Source organism: Salegentibacter lacus, from assembly GCF_020164555.1.
Taxonomy (GTDB): Bacteria; Bacteroidota; Bacteroidia; order Flavobacteriales; family Flavobacteriaceae; genus Salegentibacter; species Salegentibacter lacus.
On the sequence record NZ_JAIQZB010000126.1, the window covers coordinates 1 to 205 of the forward strand.

Genomic DNA, 205 nt, shown 5'->3' on the forward strand with positions numbered 1-205 from the left:
TCCAGTTACCATCCCCGGATGTTGCTCAAGGTGACCATCTATGCATACCTGCGCAATATGTATTCCTCTCGAAAAATGGAGCAGGCCCTTCAGGAGAACATTCATTTTATGTGGCTCAGCGGTCAAAGTAAACCCGATCATAATACCATCAATGATTTTAGGGGCAAACGCTTAAAAGGGAAGTTTAAAAATATCTTCAACCAGG

1 protein-coding gene is annotated in these 205 nt (G+C 42.9%); it reads left to right on the plus strand.

Annotated features, from left to right (window positions below; all coding sequences use genetic code 11):
* Positions 1-205 (plus strand): transposase (locus LB465_RS18600; RefSeq protein WP_224471338.1); only part of this gene is annotated, 205 nt, incomplete at both ends.